This window comes from Herbaspirillum sp. UBA812 (assembly GCF_002296545.1).
GTDB classification, from domain to species: Bacteria; Pseudomonadota; Gammaproteobacteria; order Burkholderiales; family Burkholderiaceae_D; genus Herbaspirillum; species Herbaspirillum huttiense.
This window is the reverse complement of record NZ_DBIC01000177.1, coordinates 1-19,027: the sequence shown is the minus strand read 5'-3', so window position 1 is coordinate 19,027 and position 19,027 is coordinate 1. Positions and strand designations below refer to the sequence as shown.

At 64.7% G+C, this 19,027-nt stretch carries 13 protein-coding genes and 2 pseudogenes; 12 read left to right on the top strand and 3 right to left on the bottom strand.

The features are described from left to right. The 10 genes and pseudogenes from B3873_RS11935 to B3873_RS11890 form a co-directional block, all read left to right on the top strand. A pseudogene (locus B3873_RS11935) lies at positions 1 to 297 on the top strand (ATP-binding cassette domain-containing protein); the annotation flags it as partial. 25 nt (positions 298 to 322) lie between these two features. Further along, a complete protein-coding gene (hpxZ, locus tag B3873_RS11930; protein ID WP_276841137.1) occupies positions 323 to 736 on the top strand; it encodes an oxalurate catabolism protein HpxZ in 414 nt (137 codons plus the stop codon). A 71-nt stretch (positions 737 to 807) separates the two neighbouring features. Further along, complete coding sequence (locus tag B3873_RS11925; protein WP_286866254.1) at positions 808 to 2,391, top strand: gamma-glutamyltransferase family protein; 1,584 nt, start codon at positions 808 to 810, stop codon at positions 2,389 to 2,391. Between the two features lie 340 nt (positions 2,392 to 2,731). Further along, positions 2,732 to 4,882, top strand: coding sequence for a diguanylate cyclase domain-containing protein (locus B3873_RS11920; protein ID WP_286866252.1), 2,151 nt, complete (start codon positions 2,732 to 2,734; stop codon positions 4,880 to 4,882). Positions 4,883 to 5,210: 328 nt separating this feature from the next. Continuing rightward, positions 5,211 to 5,300: a K(+)-transporting ATPase subunit F gene (kdpF, locus tag B3873_RS11915; RefSeq protein WP_017452361.1), complete on the top strand. Its 90-nt coding sequence runs from the start codon at positions 5,211 to 5,213 to the stop codon at positions 5,298 to 5,300. A gap of 1 nt (position 5,301) precedes the next feature. Further along, positions 5,302 to 7,083: a potassium-transporting ATPase subunit KdpA gene (gene kdpA, locus B3873_RS11910; protein ID WP_286866248.1), complete on the top strand. Its 1,782-nt coding sequence runs from the start codon at positions 5,302 to 5,304 to the stop codon at positions 7,081 to 7,083. Positions 7,084 to 7,144: 61 nt separating this feature from the next. After that, positions 7,145 to 9,340 carry a potassium-transporting ATPase subunit KdpB gene (gene kdpB / locus B3873_RS11905; protein ID WP_121043716.1) on the top strand — a complete coding sequence of 732 codons (2,196 nt, stop codon included), beginning with the start codon at positions 7,145 to 7,147 and terminating at the stop codon, positions 9,338 to 9,340. 29 nt (positions 9,341 to 9,369) lie between these two features. After that, the gene (gene kdpC, locus B3873_RS11900) at positions 9,370 to 9,981 is read left to right on the top strand and encodes a potassium-transporting ATPase subunit KdpC (protein ID WP_039787008.1); all 612 of its coding nucleotides are present in this window, start codon (positions 9,370 to 9,372) and stop codon (positions 9,979 to 9,981) included. A 91-nt stretch (positions 9,982 to 10,072) separates the two neighbouring features. Beyond that, positions 10,073 to 12,829: a sensor histidine kinase gene (locus tag B3873_RS11895; protein ID WP_286866245.1), complete on the top strand. Its 2,757-nt coding sequence runs from the start codon at positions 10,073 to 10,075 to the stop codon at positions 12,827 to 12,829. A 9-nt stretch (positions 12,830 to 12,838) separates the two neighbouring features. Beyond that, positions 12,839 to 13,549, top strand: coding sequence for a response regulator (locus tag B3873_RS11890; RefSeq protein ID WP_034332893.1), 711 nt, complete (start codon positions 12,839 to 12,841; stop codon positions 13,547 to 13,549). Positions 13,550 to 13,567: 18 nt separating this feature from the next. Here B3873_RS11890 and B3873_RS11885 read toward each other — a convergent pair whose 3' ends face one another. The 3 genes from B3873_RS11885 to B3873_RS11875 all read right to left on the bottom strand — a co-directional run bounded on the left by B3873_RS11885 (position 13,568) and on the right by B3873_RS11875 (position 15,590). Next, positions 13,568 to 14,140 (bottom strand): hypothetical protein, encoded by a 573-nt coding sequence (locus B3873_RS11885; RefSeq protein ID WP_286866243.1) that lies wholly within the window; start codon positions 14,138 to 14,140, stop codon positions 13,568 to 13,570. A 130-nt stretch (positions 14,141 to 14,270) separates the two neighbouring features. Further along, on the bottom strand, positions 14,271 to 14,678 hold the full coding sequence (locus B3873_RS11880; RefSeq protein WP_039787016.1) for a hypothetical protein: 408 nt from the start codon (positions 14,676 to 14,678) through the stop codon (positions 14,271 to 14,273). A 48-nt stretch (positions 14,679 to 14,726) separates the two neighbouring features. Then, positions 14,727 to 15,590 carry a TorF family putative porin gene (locus B3873_RS11875; protein ID WP_286866241.1) on the bottom strand — a complete coding sequence of 288 codons (864 nt, stop codon included), beginning with the start codon at positions 15,588 to 15,590 and terminating at the stop codon, positions 14,727 to 14,729. Between the two features lie 326 nt (positions 15,591 to 15,916). Here B3873_RS11875 and B3873_RS11870 point away from each other — a divergent pair, with 326 nt between their 5' ends. Next, on the top strand, positions 15,917 to 18,577 hold the full coding sequence (locus tag B3873_RS11870; RefSeq protein ID WP_286866239.1) for a type VI secretion system Vgr family protein: 2,661 nt from the start codon (positions 15,917 to 15,919) through the stop codon (positions 18,575 to 18,577). Then, positions 18,564 to 19,027, top strand: a pseudogene (locus B3873_RS11865) (hypothetical protein); the annotation flags it as partial. The gene B3873_RS11870 and the pseudogene B3873_RS11865, both read left to right, overlap by 14 nt.

Sequence of the window (19,027 nt, the reverse complement as noted above, 5' to 3'; positions counted from 1 at the left end):
GGCGAGCAGCAGATGCTGGCCATTGCGCGCGGGCTGATGTCGCGGCCGCGCGTGTTGCTGCTGGATGAACCTTCGCTGGGTCTTGCCCCCAAGGTGATCGCCGAATTGTTTGCCGCCCTCGATCAACTGCGCCGCGAAAACATGACCATCGTGCTGGTGGACCAGATGGCGGCACTGGCGCTGTCACTGGCCGACCGCGCCTACGTCATCGAAGGCGGACGCGTGGTGGCGCAAGGCACGGCCGCCGAGATCGCCGCCAATGATGCGCTGGCCAAGGCCTATCTCGGCGCGCATTGACACCGAGTCACAGCAAGGATTGCACATGGAATCGACCCAGCCTTACGCCATCAACCTGCCCGACGTGGTGGCCGAAGTACGCCACGCGTTTGAACGCTACGAAGTGGCGCTCACCACCAACCAGGTCGAGGTCCTTGATGAACTGTTTCTCGACGGCCCGCACACCGTGCGCTACGGTGCCACCGAGAATCTGGTCGGCACCGAGGCCATCCGCGCCTTCCGTCAGGGACGTTCACCGAAGAACCTGATGCGCAGCCTGCGCGCCACTGTCATCACCACTTATGGCCGGGACTATGCGGTGGCCGATACCGAATTCACGCGCGAGGGTGAACCGCGCATCGGCCGCCAGAGCCACACCTGGCTGCGTTGCCCGCAAGGCTGGCGCATCGTGGCCGCGCACGTTTCGTGGATGGATGCGCCCAAAGCGCCGGCCGCCTGAAAGCCCGGCCATCCGCAGGTATCATCCTCGCAGCATTTTTTTCATCTCGACAAGAACATCAGGAGTCAGCCATGTTGTACAGCAAGACCTGTCTGGGCGGAATGGTCACCGCTCCCCATCACCTGGCCGCGCAGGCGGGTGCGCAGATCCTGCGCGAGGGTGGCAATGCGGTCGAAGCGATGGTCGCGGCCGCGGCCGCCATCGCCGTGGTCTATCCGCACATGAACGGCATCGGCGGCGATGGCTTCTGGGTCATCAGCGAACCGGGGCAGGAACCGGTGGCCATTCGCGCCTGCGGGCCCTCGGCGGCGCTGGCGACCAAGGAGTTCTATGCACAGCACGGCCACAGCGCCGTGCCCACGCGCGGGCCGCATGCGGCGCTGACGGTGGCCGGTGCGGTCGGTGGCTGGGCCGCGGCACTGGAGCATGCGCGCCGCTATGGCCGCGCGCTGCCGCTGCCGGTGCTGCTGGCCGATGCCATCCGCCATGCGAAGAACGGTGTGCCCATCACCCGCTCGCAACATGAACTGACCCGCGACAAGTGGGACGAGCTCAAAGACCAGCCCGGCTTTGCCGCCACCTATGCCGCCGACGGCATCCCGGCCCAGGGCAAGGTGCTGAAACAGTCAGCCCTGGCGGACAGCCTGTCGCGCCTGGCCGAGGCCGGTCTGGATGATTTCTATCGCGGCGATCTCTCGCAACGCCTTGCTGCAGGCCTGGAAGCGGCTGGCAGCCCGGTGCGCCGCAGCGACCTGGAAGCCTTCCGCGCGCAGGTGGTCAAGCCGCTGATGGTGCAGTTAACGTCAGGCCGCGTCTACAACCTGCCACCGCCGACACAGGGCGTCTCGGCCCTGATGATCATCGGCCTGTTCGATCGTCTCGGCATCGCGCAGGCCGAAGGCTTCGACCACATCCACGGTCTGGTGGAAGCCACCAAGCGCGCCTTCATCCTGCGCAACCAGCACGTCACCGATCCGGCCCACATGAGCGTGGATGCCGCGCACTGGCTGCTGGCCGAGGCGCTGGACCGGGAAGCCAAAGAGATCGACATGCAGCGCGCCGCGCCCTGGCCGCATCCGGCCAAGCCGGGCGACACCATCTGGATGGGCGCCGCCGACGCGCAAGGCCGCGTGGTGAGCTACATCCAGAGCATCTTCTGGGAATTCGGCAGCGGCGTGGTGGTGCCCGACACCGGCATCGTGTGGCAGAACCGGGGTGCCAGCTTCACCCTGGATGACGGGGCCAACCAGCTGCAACCGGGCAAGCTGCCCTTCCATACACTGAACCCCTCGCTGGCACGCCTCAACGATGGCCGCACCCTGGCCTACGGCACCATGGGCGGGGAAGGGCAGCCGCAGACCCAGGCAGCGGTCTTTACCCGCCACGTGCTGTTCGGGCAGAACCTGCAGGCCGCCGTCAGTGCACCGCGCTGGCTGCTGGGCCGCACCTGGGGCGATGTCTCCACCAACCTGAAGGTGGAAGGGCGGGTTTCGGCCGCCACCATCGACGCCCTGCGCCAGGCCGGCCATGAAGTGCAGGTGGTGGAGGACTACACCGACATGATGGGTCACGCCGGTGCCGTGTGCGTGCATCCGGACGGGCTGATCGAAGGGGCGACCGATCCGCGTGCCGATGGCGTTTGTGCCGGGGTCTGACGGGCTGCTCGTCCTTTCTGCATTGCCATCCTCTGCGCTGCCGGCACTGCCGGTGTGCGCGCCGCTTCTCGCGGAGGGCGAAGATCCTCACCAAGACTCGCCCTCCGTTGTCTTTTTGCATTTCCCGTTTGACAGGAAATGACGCTTATTGCGCTCTTTTACCGCTTTTGTCTCCACTTTGAATCGAGAGGATTGATGAGTTTTTTGCCGTAGAAAAAAATTCTCGAAGTTTTTCTGGAAATGCGATGAAAAACCATAGCTGTTCTGGCAAGATGCCGTAAACCTATGCGGTTCACAGGGGAGCCGTCATGCATCAAGCCGCGTCGCAATTTTGTCTGAATTGAACAAGAATAAAGCCCCATCCCCGCCCAATCTGTCGTCACTGATTACGCTGGGGGTGGTCATTACCGTGCTCATCACGACCGTGTCGGTACTGATCCTGGTGGATCAGTTCACGCGCGGCTATGCGCATTCCGAAAGTGAAACGCGCATGAAGCAGCTGGCCTGGCAGATGCAGGATGCGCTGGAACGCGGCATGAAGGAGCGCGAAATCGACCTGCGCCTGCTGGTGCAGCGGCCGTCGGTACGCAACGGCCGCGATCTGCCGCGCATCCGCCGGGTCTTCAACGAACTGCAGGCCAACGTGCCGCATTACGCCTGGATCGGCCTGGCCAATCCCGAGGGCATCGTGCAGGTGGCCACCAACGGCTTGCTGGAAGGGGCCAGCGTGGCGCAGCGCCCCTGGTTCCAGGAAGGCAGCAAGGGCGAGTACAGCGCCGACTTCCATCCGGCCGTGCTGCTGGCGCAGAAGCTGCCGCCGCAATCCAATCCCTGGCGTTTTGTCGACCTCTCGGCCCCGGTGCATGATCTGAACGGCCATTACCTCGGCGTGGTCGGCCTGCATCTGTCGTGGTCCTGGGCGCGCGACATCGCCGCCAAGCTGCTGGACCCGGCCGGCAACCGCTATGACGTCGACGTCATCATCGTGCGCGACGATGGCACCGTCATCCTCGGCCCCAAGGGCATGGAAGAGACCAAGCTCGATACCGCCAGCGTGCGCGCTGCGCAAGGCAGCGACAATGGCGGCTCGCTGATCGAGACCGGGCCCGATGGCCGCCGCTACGTCAGCGGCTATGCCCGCACGGGCGTCAAGGGCGGCATGAAGCTGCACTGGAGCGTGATCGTGCGCCAGCCCGAGACCGTGGCGCTGCAGGCCTTCCGTGATCTGGAAAAGCGGGTGATCGTGGTCGGTGCGCTCTCCGGGGCAATCCTGGTACTGCTGGCCTTCTTCCTCGCGCGGCGTCTGGTGGCCCCCATCAACGCGCTGTCGGCCGCGCTGGAGCAGCGTGCCGCGGGCCATGGCGACCTGCCCATTCCGCAGGTGAACAGCTACCGCGAGATCCAGCTGCTGTCCTCGACCCTGGTCAACATGGTCGAGCGCGAAGAGACCTACCTGCGCGAAGTGCGCTCCCTCAACGAAAGCCTGGAGCAGCGCGTGGCCGAGCGCACCAGCCGCCTGCACGAGACCGCCAGCGCCTTGCAGGAAGCGCTGGACCAGCAGCAGGCCAACCAGATCCAGCTGGAAGAGAGCGCCGCCGAACTGCGCGCCATCCTGGAAAACGCCCAGGACGCCTTCATCGCCGCTGACGAACAGGGCCGCGTGGTCGAATGGAACCGCCAGGCCGAGCTGCTGCTGGGCTGGCCGCGCGACCAGGCCATGGGCCGCGACATGGCCGAACTGATCATTCCGCCGGACATGCGTGCGGCCCACAATCGCGGCATGGCGCAATTCCTCAAGGATGGCACCAGCGTCGTCATCAACAACCGCATCGAGCTGCAAGCCCAGCATCACGATGGCCACGAGCTGCCCATCGAGATCACGGTCGGCCACGTCAAGCGCCAGAGCGGCCACCTGTTCATCGCCTTCCTGCACGACATCACCGAGCGCCTGGCCTTCCGCGACCAGATGCGCGAACTGGCCCTGACCGACGTGCTGACCAGCCTGCCCAACCGCCGCGCCTTCAGCGACCGCCTGCCCGAGGGCATGATGCGGGCGCGCCGGGCCGACCAGTTGCTGGCGCTGTTCTTCATGGACATCGATGGTTTCAAGGGCGTCAATGACCGCTACGGCCACGAGGCCGGCGACGAACTGCTGGTGGAGTTCGCACGCCGCCTGCAACACTCGGTACGCGATGTCGATACCGTGGCCCGCCTGGCCGGTGACGAATTCGTGGTGATCCTGGAAAACCTGCAGACCCAGGAAGACGCGCTGATGGTGGCGCAGAAGATCCTCAATACCATCCGCGAACCCTTCCAGCTGACGCACTCCACCGTCAACATCTCCAGCAGCATCGGCGTGGCGGTCTACCAGCCCAACCTGGACGGTGAAGTCGGCCCCGAGGAACTGCTGTCCATGGCCGACAAGGCCATGTACGCCGCCAAGCGCCTGGGCAAGAACCGCGTCGAGCTGGGACGCGCGGGCGACGTCTGATCCGCCGGGCGCGATCGCGCCCGGTTTCCGCTTTCCTTCCTTTCCCTTCTTTCTCTCTCCGGACTCGTCATTGCTGACGAGCCGCTCCGTCTCATTTACGGTTTGTTTACGCTCGCGTGCGAAACATTTACCGGGATTTGATGCTGCTTTCCCTATCGTTCGACTGTCTCGTTTTCCGTCCCTGGAAGCGAACAACAACGTCAACAATGGAGTGGGAAATGTTGCAAACGGATTTTCTCTACATAGGCATGCTGCTCGTCTGCGGCCTCTCGATGTGGGCCTTCATCGCCCTTTGCAGCCGTCTGGAACGGCAGGAAGGGGAGAAGAAATGAACCTCATGTACCTGCTGGGGCTGGTGGTCTCCATCGCCCTCCTGCTGTACCTGGTCTACGCCCTGATCAAGCCGGAGGATTTCTGACATGGACAGCAACAATTATTTCCAGCTCGGCCTCTACCTGGCCGTCCTGCTGGTCCTCTCCCTGCCGCTGGGCTGGTACATGGCCCGCGTGATGGAAGGCAAGTCGCGCGTGAACCGTCTTTTCGGCGGCCTCGAACGCGTCTTCTATCGCCTCTGCGGCATCAGCCGCGAGCACGAGATGGACTGGAAGCAGTACGCCATCGCGGCCGTGCTGTTCAATTTCCTGGGCCTGATCGTGGTCTACCTGCTGCAACGCGTGCAGCAATGGCTGCCGCTGAACCCGGCCGCGCTGGCCAACGTCAGCCCGGATTCATCGTTCAACACGGCGCTCAGTTTCGTCACCAATACCAACTGGCAGGGCTACGTGGGTGAAGCCACCATGAGCTACCTGACCCAGATGGCCGCACTGGCCGTGCAGAACTTCCTGTCTGCCGCCACCGGGATCGCCATCGCCTTCGCCCTGATCCGTGGCTTTGCCCGCCACAGCAGCAAGGGCATCGGCAACTTCTGGGTCGACATGACCCGCAGCACGCTGTACGTGCTGCTGCCGCTGTCGGTGGTGTTCGCGCTGGTACTGGTGCAGCAGGGCAGCATCCAGAACTTCCGTGCGTATCAGGACGTGAAGACGCTGGAAGTGACCAACTACACCGTGCCCAAGCTGGATGCCGCAGGCCAGCCCCTGAAAGATGCCAAGGGCGAACCGGTGACCGAAGCGCAGAGCACCGACAAGCAGACCCTGCCCATGGGCCCGGTGGCATCGCAGGAAGCCATCAAGATGATCGGTACCAACGGTGGTGGCTTCTTCAACGCCAACTCGGCGCACCCGTATGAGAACCCGACGCCGCTGACCAACTTCCTGCAGATGCTGGCGATCCTCATCATCCCGGCAGCACTGTGCACCAGCTTCGGTGTGCTGGTCGGCGACCGTCGCCAGGGCTGGGCCATCCTGGCCTCGATGACGATCCTGTTCGTGGTGTTGACGCTGGTGTTGATGTACGCCGAGTCGCAACCCAATCCCATGCTGGCCTCGCTGCACGCTTCCGGCCCCGGCATGATGGAAGGCAAGGAGACTCGCTTCGGCATCCCGGCCTCGGCGCTGTTCGCCTCCATCACCACGGCCGCGTCCTGCGGTGCGGTCAATGCCATGCATGACTCGCTCTCGCCGCTGGGCGGACTGGTGCCGATGCTGCAGATGCAGCTGGGTGAAGTGGTGTTCGGCGGGGTCGGCTCGGGCCTGTACGGCATGCTGATCTTTGCGGTGCTGGCGGTGTTCATCGCGGGCCTGATGATCGGCCGTACGCCCGAATACCTGGGCAAGAAGATCGGCGTGTTCGACATGAAGATGATGTCCATCGCCATCCTCATGACCCCGGCGCTGGTGCTGATCTTCACGGCCCTGTCGGTGATGGTGGAGGCAGGCCTGGCCGGTATCGCCAACCCCGGTGCGCACGGATTCTCGGAAATCCTTTACGCATTCAGCTCGGCCGCCAACAACAACGGCAGCGCCTTTGCCGGGCTCTCGGCCAACACGCCGTACTACAACATCACCACCGGCATCTGCACCTGGCTGGGCCGCTTCGGCATCATCGTGCCGGTGCTGGCCATGGCCGGTTCGCTGGCCGGCAAGAAGCGCCTGGCCGCCACCTCCGGCACGCTGCCTACGCATGGCCCGCTGTTCGTGGCGCTGCTGATCGGCGCGGTGATCCTGGTCGGTGCCCTGACCTATGTGCCGGCGCTGGCGCTGGGACCGGTGGTCGAGCACCTGCAGATGATGGCGATGTAAATGATTGGATGGATTCCGCCGGGCACTGCGCCCGGTGGAGCAACCCGCAACGGATACCCTTATGACTACCCCTTCCAGCAATACTCCGGCCAGCAGCACCCAAGCCGTGCCGGCCGATGCCATTCCTTCCGCCGCGCAGACTGCGCGCTGGATGTTCGATCCCAAGATCGTCAAGCCGGCCCTGGCCGATTCCTTCCGCAAGCTGTCGCCGCGCGTGCAATGGCGCAATCCGGTGATGTTCGTGGTCTACCTCGGCAGCATCCTGACCACGCTGCTGTTCATCCAGGCCATCACCGGCAAGGGTGAAGCCCCGGCTGGCTTCATCTTCGCCGTCGCTGCCTGGCTGTGGTTCACGGTGCTCTTCGCCAACTTCGCCGAGGCCCTGGCCGAAGGCCGCAGCAAGGCGCAAGCCGCCGCCCTGCGTGGCGTCAAGAAGAGCGTGATGGCCAAGAAGCTGCGCAGCAGCGACCAGACACGCGGTGGCGTCGCCGCTGCCGCCGCCCAGTGCGAAGTGGTCGAAGGCGGCAGCCTGCGCAAGGGTGACCTGGTGCTCATCGAAGCGGGCGATACGGTACCCGCCGATGGCGACGTCATCGAAGGCGTGGCCACCGTCGACGAGAGCGCCATCACCGGCGAATCGGCCCCGGTGATCCGCGAATCCGGCGGCGACTTCTCGGCCGTCACCGGCGGCACGCGCGTGCTGTCGGACTGGATCGTGGTGCGCGTCTCGGTCAATCCGGGTGAAGCCTTCCTGGACCGCATGATCGCCATGGTCGAAGGCGCACGTCGCCAGAAGACTCCCAACGAACTGGCGCTGACCCTGCTGCTGGTGGCACTGACGCTGGTGTTCCTGCTGGTGACGGTGACCCTGCTGCCGTTCTCGATCTTCTCGGTGACCGCCGCCGGTGCTGGCTCGCCAGTCACGGTGACGGCGCTGATCGCCCTGCTGGTGTGCCTGATCCCGACCACCATCGGCGGCCTGCTCTCGGCCATCGGCGTGGCCGGCATGAGCCGCATGATGCAGGCCAACGTGATCGCCACCTCCGGCCGCGCGGTGGAAGCCGCCGGTGACGTCGACGTGCTGCTGCTGGACAAGACCGGCACCATCACCCTCGGCAACCGCCAGGCCGCCGCCTTCATGCCGGCACCGGGCGTGGCCGAGCGCGAACTGGCCGACGTCGCCCAACTGGCCTCGCTGGCCGATGAAACGCCGGAAGGCCGCAGCATCGTGGTGCTGGCCAAGAACCGTTTCAACCTGCGCGAACGCGAAATGGCCAACCTGGGCGCGGAATTCATTCCCTTCTCGGCCCAGACCCGCGTCTCCGGCATCGACATCGGCAACCGCCGCATCCGCAAGGGCGCTGCCGACGCCATCCGCAAGCTGGTGCGCTCGGCCGACCAGCGCCTGCCGGCCCAGGTGGAAAGCGATGTGGAAGCCATCGCCCGCCGGGGCGGCACACCGCTGGTGGTGATCGAATGGAACAACGAGGCCGCAGTCATCAATCAGGGCGCACCGATCCGCATTCTCGGTACGGTGGAGTTGAAGGACATCGTCAAGGGCGGCATCAAGGAACGCTTCGGCGAACTGCGCCGCATGGGCATCAAGACCATCATGATCACCGGCGACAACCGCCTGACCGCCGCGGCCATCGCCGCTGAAGCCGGGGTCGATGACTTCCTCGCTGAAGCCACGCCGGAACAGAAGCTGGCCCTGATCCGCCAGCACCAGGCCGAAGGCAAGCTGGTGGCCATGACCGGCGACGGCACCAACGACGCCCCGGCGCTGGCCCAGGCCGACGTGGCCGTGGCCATGAACAGCGGCACCCAGGCGGCCAAGGAAGCCGGCAACATGGTCGACCTCGATTCCAATCCGACCAAGCTGATCGAGATCGTCGAGATCGGCAAGCAGATGCTGATGACGCGCGGCAGTCTCACCACCTTCAGCATCGCCAATGACGTGGCCAAGTACTTCGCCATCATTCCGGCCATGTTCGTGGCCAACTATCCGCAGCTGGGCGCGCTCAACGTGATGCGCCTGACCAGTCCCGATTCGGCCATCATGTCAGCGGTGATCTTCAACGCGCTGGTTATCGTGGGTCTGATCCCGCTGGCCCTGCGCGGCGTGCGTTATCGCGCGCTGGGTGCCGCCGTGCTCCTGCGCCGCAACCTGCTGATCTATGGCGTGGGTGGCCTGCTGGTGCCGTTCGTGGGCATCAAGCTGATCGACCTGCTGCTGACCGCCTTCGGTCTGGTCTGAACCTGATTACGACTCTCAAGGAAAGTCACATGAAAACCTCGACTCCCCATCCGCTGCGTCCGGCCATCACGCTCTTCATCCTGTTGGGCGTGTTGCTGGGCGGCCTGTATCCGCTGCTGGTGACCGGTCTGGCGCAAGCCTTCTTCCCGCAGCAGGCCAACGGCAGCCTGATCGAACGCCAGGGCCAGGTGGTCGGCTCGGAACTGATCGGCCAGAACTTCACCAGTCCGGCTTATTTCTGGGGCCGCCCCTCGGCCGCTGGTACCTTCCCCAACAATGGCATGGCCTCCGGCGGCAGCAATCTGGGCCCGACCAATCCGGCCCTGAAGCAGGCCGCAGAAGACCGCGCCAAGGCCTTGCAGGAAGCCGATCCGGACAACAAGGGGGCCATCCCCATCGATTTGCTGACGGCCTCGGCCAGCGGCCTGGATCCGCACATCAGCCCGGCTGCGGCCGAGTACCAGGCCGGCCGTGTGGCCCGCGCCCGTGGCCTGACGGTGGCCCAGGTACGTGCCCTGGTGCGCGTCAACAGCGAGGCGCCGCAATGGGGCCTGTTCGGTGAACCGCGCGTCAATGTGCTCAAGCTGAACCTGGCGCTGGATGCGGCGGCGCCCTTGCCCAAGACGGAAGCGGCCAAGTAAGTCCTCCGCTGTCTGCAGGATGGCCGGTGGCACGCAACCCGCGTGCCACCGGCTTTTTGCCACTACAATGCAGCAACCCTGAACGCCCGATATGAACACCCGCCCCGATCCCGACGACCTGCTGGAACGCGTGATGCGCGACGAAGAGCGCCAGGCGCGCGGCCGCCTGAAGATCTTCTTCGGCTTCTCGGCCGGTGTCGGCAAGACCTTCGCCATGCTGGAAGCCGCCCAGGCGCTGGTCGCGCAAGGCACGGACGTGATCGCCGGAGTGGTCGAGACCCATGGCCGCGCCGAGACCGAGGCCCAGCTTGCCGGCCTCGCGCGCCTGCCCATGCGCATGGTGCCGTATCGCGATCGCCAGTTGCCCGAGTTCGACCTGGATGCCGCACTGGAGCGCAAGCCCGGCGTGATCCTGGTCGACGAACTGGCGCACTCCAACGTGCCCGGCTCGCGCCATGCCAAGCGCTGGCAGGACATCGACGAACTGCTGCGTGCCGGCATCGATGTCTACACCACCCTCAACGTGCAGCACATCGAAAGCCTCAACGACGTGGTCGGCCAGATCACCGGCATCCGCGTCTTCGAGACGGTGCCCGATCACGTCTTCGATGAAGCCGACGATGTCATGCTGGTGGATATTCCGCCCGATGAATTGCTGGCTCGCCTGCAGCAGGGCAAGGTCTACCTGCCGCAGCAGGCCGAGAAGGCCGGGCGCAATTTCTTCCGCAAGGGCAACCTGATCGCGCTGCGCGAGATCGCCTTGCGCCGGACGGCCGACCGCGTCGATGCCGACATGCGCCAGTACCGCGCCGACCGCTCCATCGCCCAGCTGTGGCAGGCGCGCGAGCGCATCGTGGTGGCGGTCGGCAGCGGTGCTGGCGAGGAACGCCTGATCCGCGAAGCGGCCCGCCTGGCTGCGAAGCTGCAGGCCGAATGGCTGGCGGTTCACGTCGACCTGTCGGGCCAGCGCCAGGCGATGGAGGCGCGCGAACGCGTGGTCTCCTATCTGAAACTGGCGCAATCCCTGGGCGCGGAAACGGCCAGCATCAGCGGTGAGGAATTGTCCGCCGCGTTGCTGCAATTCGCCCGCAGCCGCAATGCCGGCAAGCTGGTGATCGGCCAGGAGGAGGGCGGCCTGCGCCACTTGCTGCGCTGGCCGCGCGGCACCCTGGCCCAGCGCATCGCGCGTAGCGGCGGCGAGATCGACCTCTACACCATCGCCCGCAGCCGCACCCGCGTGCAGCAGGAACAGGCCCGCACCGACAGTGCGGCCAGCGCCGCCGAAGCCCTGCTCACGCGCCGCCGCCGCACGCGTGGCACGCTGTGGGCCGTGGCCAGTTGCATGGTCACCACGACGTTGGCCTTCGTGCTCGATGGCAAGCTGCATCCGGCCAACGTCATCATGCTGTACCTCGTCGGTGTGATGCTGGTGGCGATGCGCTATGGCCGCGCGGCTTCGGCGCTGGTGTCGGTGCTGTCCGTGTTGTCCTTTGATTTCTTCTTCGTCGATCCGCGTTTTTCCATCACGGTGTCGGACGCGCAGTATCTGCTGACGCTGGCGGTGATGCTGGCGGTGTCGCTGTTCATCAGCTCGCTCACGGCGCGCCTGCGCCGCCAGGCCAGCGTGGCCATGCAGCGCGAAGGACGCGCCGCCAATCTCTACATGCTGGGCAAGGAATTGTCGGCGCTGCTGACGCTGGACCAGATCCTGGAAATCGGCCGCCGCCATCTGGCCGCCGTGTTCGGTGCGCGCATCGCCTTCTTCCTGCCCGACAGCGCCGACCAGTTGCGCCTGGCCGAACCTGAGCAGGACAGCGGCGGTCCGCACGTCCTCAAAAGTGTGGATGCGGGCGTGGCCCAATGGGTCTATGACAACGGCCAGGCCGCCGGCAAGGGCACGGCCACCTTGCCCTCCGCAGCGGCGCTGTACCTGCCGCTGACGGCCACCATGCGCACGCGTGGCGTGCTGGCCTTTGCCATCGAAGGTGCCAGTGACGAGGAGCGCCAGCTGGCCGCAGCGCAACTGGCCCTGCCCGAGAATCGTCAGATGCTGGAAATTTTTTGCTCGCAGATCGCCATGGCCATCGAGCGCCTGCACTATGCCGAGGTGGCCCAGGATGCGCTGGTGACCATGGAATCGGAACGCCTGCGCAATTCGCTGCTCTCGGCGATCTCGCATGACCTGCGCACGCCGCTGACCTCGCTGGTGGGCAGTGCCGACGTGCTGGCCGCCAACGAGCGCCTGGATGAGGATGCCCGCGCCATGGCGCGCACCATCAGCGAACAGTCGCAGAAGATGGTCGGGCTGATGAACAACCTGCTGGACATGGCGCGCCTGCAGGCAGGCGTGGTGACCTTGAATCGCCAATGGAATGCACTGGAAGAGTTGACCGGCTCGGCCCTGCGCCTGCTCGCCAAAGCACTGGAAGGACGCCAGGTGGACACGCGCATCGCACCCGACCTGCCGCTGTTGCGCGTGGATGCGGTATTGCTGGAACGGGTACTGGCCAACCTGGTGGAAAACGCCATCAAGTATTCGCCCGCCGGCAGCCTTATTGCCATCAGTGCGCATGTGGAAGACAGCGATGGCCAGCCCCAGGTCAAGGTCTGCGTGAGCGATCACGGGCGCGGCTTTCCGCCGGCCATGACGCAGCACGCCTTTGAAAAATTCACGCGCGGCGACAATGAATCGTCCACCCCCGGCGTCGGCCTGGGCCTGGCGATCTGCCGCGCCATCATCGAGGCGCACCAGGGCCGCATCTGGATCGCGCCGCAGGAAGCCGGGCAGGGCGCGACCGTCTGCTTCATGCTGCCGGTGGAAACGCAACCCGCCCTGCCGGAGGAATAAGGACACCCCATGCAAGAACACGCAGGCAACATCGTCTTCATCGAAGATGATCCGCACATCCGCAAACTGGTCAGGAGTGCGCTCGAACAGGAGGGCTTCATCGTCCACGAAGCCAAGAGCGCACGTGAAGGTGTCACCGAAGCGGGGACCCGCAAGCCCGACCTCATCATCCTCGACCTCGGCCTGCCCGATGGCGACGGCAAGCAGGTCATCAGCGAGATCCGCAACTGGAGCAGCGTGCCCATCGTGATCCTCTCGGCCCGCACCCAGGAGTCCGAGAAGGTCGAAGCCCTCGATGCCGGCGCCGACGACTACCTGGTCAAGCCCTTCGGCATGCCCGAGCTGCTGGCCCGCATGCGCGCGCAATTGCGCCGCCATGCGCGGGCGTCAGGCGCAGGGCAGTCCAGCGGCCGCTATCGTCTTGGGGAAGTGGTGGTGGACCTGCCGGCCCGCAGCGTGAGCCGCAACGGCGAGGCGCTGCACCTGACGCAGATCGAATATCGTCTGCTGGCCACGCTGCTGCGCGATGCCGGGCGCGTCATCACGCACCGCCAGTTGCTGGTGGCCGGATGGGGACCTTCGCATGCGGAGGATGGCCACTACCTGCGCATCTACATGCAGCGCCTGCGCCAGAAACTGGAACGCGATGCGGCCCAGCCGGTGCACATCCTCACCGAGATCGGCGTGGGCTATCGGGTGGCCGATGTGGTGGCAGAATGAAACTGAAGTGAACCGGCCTCAGGGCCAGTTCAGCAGCGGCAGGGCCAGTACCACCATCACGATGCAGCCCAGATTGAGCAGCAGACGCTGGCGCTTGAGTACGAACGAGAGCAGCCACGCCCCGGCCAGAAAGACGATGAAGTTGGCCAGGTATTGCTTGCCCGCAGCGGCCACCGGCAACTCCGGCGCATCGGCCAGTCCCGAGAATTTCCAGGCGCAGACCAGGGCGGCCAGCACGGCGCAGTTGAAATAGGTATTGACGGTCGGGAAGCTTTCTTCCTGATGATCGGAGACTTCCACGCTCTCGCAGCGGCCTTCGCGATAGAGCGCTTCCAGCCAGTGCCGCTCACCACGCCAGCGATAGAGCAGGGCGCCATCTTCGCGCGTCTCCTGGGCATGGGGTGTGCCCAGCCGCGCGTTCATGAAGTCAGGTGCGGTGTTGCGCCATTCGGCGGTCTGCGCGGCGCGGAAGCGCTGTTCCAGCGCGCGCGCCTTGCGGCGTCGGCCCAGTTGCTTCAGGGCCAGCTGGGCCAGGGCCAGGGAATTGAACAGGTAGATCCACTGCAGGATGGTGGCGTAGTCGGCTTGCATGGGCAGGTCGGTCAGTAGGGGGCATCGATAAGGATGCCGCATCTTGCCGTCAGCCCGCCTGATTGTCCAGCCCGGCTGTGTGCGCAGGACCGGGAGGCCCGCCAGACGGCGGTTCTAGCGTGATATGAACCTAAAGATCCCCCCAGATATCAATCTGGCGGCGGATCTGGCCAGTGCGTGCATCGCAGATGAAGAGAACTTCCCGCAGGGCATGGCGCACCACGTAGCGGAAGTATTCGTGGTCGGTGCGGGCCACGAATTCCTCGCTCTCGATCTTGCCGGGCATGAAGGCACTGATCTGCTGTCGGCACTCGGCGCGGTGCTGCAGGGCTTGCGGCGAGGGGCCGTAGTCTTCCGGTGCGCGGTAGGGCGCAACGGCCTGGGTGAGCGGCGCGATGCTGGCGCAGAGCACGAAGATCAGCAGCGCCACCAGCACGCAGCGATAGCGGCGGCGCTGTGCGGTACGCAGGAACAGATGGCGCGGCGAGAGCGGGTGGAGGCGATCTTCGCCACGTTTCCAGTGCAGACGGCTACGCATGATGATGCACCTCCTTGTGATGTTGTCTTGTCAGAAGACGGACAGGGCTCAGAAGCTCTTGTTGACTGAAGCGATCCACTGGTTGCTGCCGATGTTCTTGCCACGCAGGGTGTAGCCGGCGTCGGGCGCATTGCTGCCGGTCCAGGCCAGCCCCAGCACGTAGCCGGAGAAGTCGCGCGTTAGGCCCAGCTTCCAGTCGGTATAGGAGAGGTTGGAAGCATTGGAGCCGGTATAGCGCTGGCGGCCGATGTGGGCCAGGCCGGTGATGCCGGCGAAGAGTTCATGCGTCACCGAGAGGTCGGCATAGGTGCTGCCGCGCGTATCGGCATTGCCGAAGGTATTGCCGGTGCTGTACGAATACTTGAAGGCGATCCACTTTGCATCCACGCCGAGGTAGACCTCGGTGGTATCGGGTTTGGTCATGCCGGCCGGATAGCTGCCGGGATAGGCGTAGTGCAGCACGCCGATGTCGCCGGTGAGCCAGTCGGTGAGCGCCGGTTTCCAGCCGCCGTAGAGATCGGCTTCGAGGCTGGCGGAGGCGGCCGGGTTGGTATCCGAGATCCAGCTGATGTTGGACATCCAGACACCGGCATAGAGGCCATTGTCATGGGTCAGGTCGAAGCCGCCTTGCAGGGCCGGTTTCTGGTTGGTCTGGGTGGTGCCGCGGAAGACGTATTGGCTGACGATGCCGATGTTGCCGGCCAGGTGCAGCGGTGAGGCGCTGGCATCCGGGGTGGCGGGTGCGGCTTCCTGCGCCTGGGCCGGTGCGATCACGGCGATGGCCAGCAGCGCGCCGGCGGCGGCCAGGGAAGCCAGACCGGCCAGTTGCGCATTGCGCAGGCGACGCTGGCCCAGCGGTGCCATGTCTTGCTGTGCGGGATACTGGATGTGTTGTTGGGTGCGGCGATTCATGATGCTGGTGGCTCCGTGGGTTGAAGAGCCGCAAGCTTAGATTTTGATGCGTTTAATCCGGGTAAAACTTTGCTGCCGGACTGTAAACGTAGCGTAAAGGAGGAGTGTCATTCCTGAGCGCCGGTAATCACTTGCATGGAAGTACTCCGCTCTTTTGCCATACATCAAAACACCGGCGCGCTGCCTCGAAATTTTTTGTTGTGCGTCCGAAGGAATTTCTAAGTTTTCCTGATTTGTCCCGGCGACTGATCTTTTCACGACTGATCGGTCGCATATTCCTGCCCTTGCGCTTGCATGCCGCTTGCGCTGTTCTGGCAGGAGCTTGTATGGACGCACCCCCAACATCGATCCGGACATCGATTCCGACCACGGCCGAGGCCTTCCGACAATGGGTGGCCGAGCCGCAGCATCGGCGTTTCATGCGCCTGCGCTTTCCGCATGGGGATGGCCCGGATGCGCCCTTGCTGGTGCAGCGGCTCGATGCTGAGGAGTCGCTCTCGCGTGACTTTTCCTTTGTCGTGGAGCTGCTCACCGATGATGCGCATCTGCCCCTCAAGTCCATGATGGGCAAGCTGCTGGTGATCGAGCTGGTGCGGGAAGATGGTCACCTGCGTTACTTTTCCGGCTACGTGTTCGCGTTCTCCCGGCAACGCGCCGATGGGGCGGTGGTGGTCTACCAAGCGCAGCTGGGGCCCTGGTTCAGACTGCTCTCCTGGCGGCGCGATCACCATCTTTTCCATGACAAGACCCTGCATCAGCAGACTGCCGACATCTTCGCCGACTACCCGCTGCATGCGCGCTGGCAGTGGCAGGTCAGCAGTGGCGATGCCACCATGACCGACGCCTTCCAGTACGGGGAGAGCGATCACAACTACCTGAGTCGCCGTTGGGAAGCCGCCGGCTGGCATTACTGGTACGAGCACGATGCCAGCGGCCATACCCTGATCGTGGGCAGCGACAGTTGCCAGCAAGCCGCCATCGATGGCGAGCAAAGCGTGCGCTTCCACGCGAACGGCGGCAGTGCCGAAGACGATGCCATTGACTGCTGGTCGCCGCAGCGCGAGATGGCGGCGAGCAGCGTGGTGCTGGGCAGCTTCGATTTCAAGTCGCCGGCGCCGCGCTGGATGGAGGTGCCGACGCTCAATCGACAGGGCGGGGCACCGTCCATCGAGCACTATCTCTACACCGGCCACCATGGCTATCGTGACAGGGACGATGGCGATACGCAGAGCCGCTTGCGTATCGAGGAGATCGAGGCCCGTGCGCGGCAGGTGGAAGGGCAGGGCAACTGTCGCGCCATGATGCCGGGGCGCTGGTTCCGGCTGGTGGGGCATGTCGAGTGTCCGCGCTTTGGCGGGCCATCGTCCCAGGGGCGGGACGAGTTCCTGATTCTGAGCGTCCGTCATCGCATCCACAACAATTACTTTCCTCTGGCGGCGCAGGATGCCGAGCCTCCTTACCGCAACGAATTCCGCTGCATGCGCCGCCAGATCCCCTGGCGTCCAGGTCCCGGCTACAACAGCCACGTGCCCATTGCACGTGGCGCACAGACCGCTACGGTGGTGGGCGTGCCGGGGCAGCCGGCGCTGTGGACCGATGAATACGCACGGGTCCGCGTGCAATTCCACTGGGACCGCGAGGGGCGTCATGACATTGGCAGTTCCGCCTGGATCCGCGTGGCCAGTCCCTGGGCGGGCGCGCAGCTGGGCGCGCTGGCCTTGCCCCGGGTTGGCGCGGAAGTGCTGGTGCAATGGCTGGATGGCAATCCGGACCGGCCCGTCATCGTGGGTAGCCTCTACAACGCTGACCATCTGCCGCCCTGGGCGCTGCCTGCACAGCGCGCGCTGACCGGCCTGCGCAGCCGCGAGCTCACCGACGATGGCGGCAACCGTGCACTCGGCCGCAGCAACCATCTGATTCTCGACGACACGGCGGGCCGCCTGCAGGCGCAGTTCAGGAGCGACCAGTACCACAGCCAGCTGTCGCTGGGCCACCTGTGCCGCATCGAGGACCAGCAAGGCCGCCAGGAGGCACGCGGCCAGGGATGGGAATTGCGCACCGATGCCTGGGGTGTGCTGCGGGCCGGACGCGGGATGCTGGTTACCACCGAAGCGCGGCCCCGAGCGCGCCGCCACGCCAAGGACCTGGGCGAGACCCTGGCGCGATTGGTGCGCGCTCGCCAGGAGCAGCAGGCACTGGCGCGTCTTGCACAGCAGGCATCTGCGCAGGAGGCCGATGCGCAGCAGGCGCAGGTAGCCGCAGCCTTGCATGCGCAGAACCAGGCCCTGCGTGGCAAGGATGGGCCGGATGAGGAGGAGGGTTTTCCGGAACTGGCCACGCCGCTACTGGTGCTGGCCAGCCCGGCCGGCATTGCGGCCACCAGCGGACAGGATATGCATTTGGCCAGCACCGCAGACACGGCGGTCACGGCTGGCCGCCACCTTGCCCTCAGTGCGGGCGGCGGCTTCTTTGCCAGCGTTCGCGAGAGCCTGCGGCTGTTCGTGCAGAAGGCCGGGCTGCGCCTGGTGGCGGCGGCCGGGGACATTGATTTGCGCGCGCTATCGGACGGCATTCATCTGCTGGCCAAGCTGAAGATCACCCAGAGCGCCGATGAAATCGTCCTCAGTGCGCATCAGCGCATCCTGCTCAATGGTGGCGGCAGTTATGTGCGGCTGGATGCGCAGGGGATGGAACTGGGGACGCGGGGGCAGTTTCAGGTGCGGGCGAGCGTGAAGCATTTTGAAGGCGGGAATGCGATGCCGGTGCCGCAGGTGGAGGGGGCGGGGACGGCGGTGTTTGATGAACGCTTCCACGTCGTCGATGAAGAGGACGAGCCGATGGCGCATTGCGCCTACAAGGTCGTCAGTGGCTGTGGCAAGACCTGGACGGGAGTCACTGATGCACAGGGGTTCACGCAGCGTTGCCACACTGAGCGGCCCAGCGGATTACGGATTGAAATTATGCATGAGGCTGATGATGACGAGTGAAAAGGAAATGAGTTTGAAGAGGAGCAGCAACGCTGGGATGACCAACCGGACAAAGGATTCCTTGGTCAAGGTCAAGGTGCGTAGTAACGATCGCGGCCAATGGATCAAACCAGAGAACGGTGAAAAATTCTTTATCGATGAGGAGGCAGTGTTTCCGGACATTGAATTCGAGTTCAAGAGCGATTTGCCGGGTCCTTATCAATGGGAATGGAAAATCATCTGGCTTGCACATGCCAGTAATTTGCATGAGGGGCTGCGGGGAAGAAGTATCAAAAGGACGTTTATGGAGGTGGGGAAGTTTGTACAAGAAGGGAAAAGCTGGAACGCCCGCAGCATAGGAAAGACCATTGGTGGGACGCTGCGGATAGAAGTACAGGTTGGTAACAGGAAATTCGTTCGGACAGTGGATGTGTTGGCCAAACAGCCAGGTAAGGAGCGCGTCCTGAAATT